General features: G+C 59.9%; 1 protein-coding gene. It reads left to right on the forward strand.

Annotated elements, in window-relative coordinates:
* Window positions 1-1303, forward strand: a 1303-nt coding sequence (locus RYA97_RS10935; protein WP_316892285.1) for a toxin VasX, incomplete at both ends; no start/stop codon positions are given.

A 1303-nucleotide genomic window follows, 5' to 3' on the forward strand; every position in this document is an offset into this window, starting at 1 on the left:
TTCAGAGGACCGAACGTCGCCATCGTGCCGGTGCGCTACGCACTGGATCGCTCCCGCTACGACGCCGCGCCCGAGAAGCTGAAACCATTGCCGAAACAGGGCAAATGGACGCTGATGCCGACACTGAAAACACGCAGCTACACTTTGCGCCAGCTGTACGACGGCTACCTCTATGTGTTCGACGAAACAGCCGGGACGCTGCATGAATATGTCGCCTCAGCAAACAACGGCCATCTGAGCCGCATTGTCTGGACGGACGCGCAGATCGGTAGTGACCAGCGAAGCGGCGCCAGTGATGGCAAGCCCTTCCTGCTCTACCCGCGACGTCACACACTGCACATCGCCTTTTCCCCGCAGCAATGGACGTGGCGAGTTTGCGAGCACATGCGCTCCAGCGCCCCAAGCCGCGCGCTGTGGATGAAAGCGCTCGACCTGGCCAGCTACTGCATCACCATGGCCGAGCCGGACACCCTGCCATTGAACCGTATCGCCGAGGCGGTGGCGGACATCGACAAGGGCCATGTCACTGACGACGGCCGTTTCGCTGACTCGGCGATCCCCACTGCTCGCCCGCTGTCGGAAGACGCCGAAACAAATCCGTTATGGGCACCGCTGGGTGCTGACGTTTTCTGGCAAGGCAGCGTCGACGATCAGGACAGTTCCCTGCTCATCGCCCTTGATGACCCACTGGCCGTTTTCAACGATCTGGGCATGCAACTCGCCGCTGATCAGGCGGCTTTTCGCGACTGGCAAGCCAGGCACGAACACAAAATCCAGATCGCCCAGACTGTCTCCGGACTGTGTGGTGCCGAAAGCGACCCGCAAAAACTGCCAGCGTCGGTGCGTGGCAATGCGGCTCGCACGCACCAGTACCTGAGCGAGGTCGAAGCGTACTTCGAGCAATGCATCCTTGAAGAAGCACAGATCAGCAGCAGCAACGTTCCCGGAGATTTTCTGCTGCTGCCGGACATGTTCAAGAGCCTGGACATGCGCAAATCGATCGAAGCGCGTTACGGCAGCGTCCCTACCGAAAAGGCCGCGCAGGCCTGGAAAGATCGCCACAAGTGGCGGCGCGAAGTCGATCTGGCCAGCGCGCGTCAGTATCTTCAACAGCATCTGCCGAGCGGAGACGCACTGCTGCAGCAGGTACGTGACACGCAACGCGATTTTCAGCTCTGGGCGACACATATCGGCATAGACCCGCTCAAGCTGTTTATCGATACCACCCGTCCAACACAACTGCTGTACCTGCAAACGATCATGCTCAACCTGCAGATCATTTACGCCCAGGACAGCGCAACCA

This window comes from Pseudomonas syringae group sp. 26L6 (assembly GCF_032587815.1).
Taxonomy (GTDB): domain Bacteria; phylum Pseudomonadota; class Gammaproteobacteria; order Pseudomonadales; family Pseudomonadaceae; genus Aquipseudomonas; species Aquipseudomonas amygdali.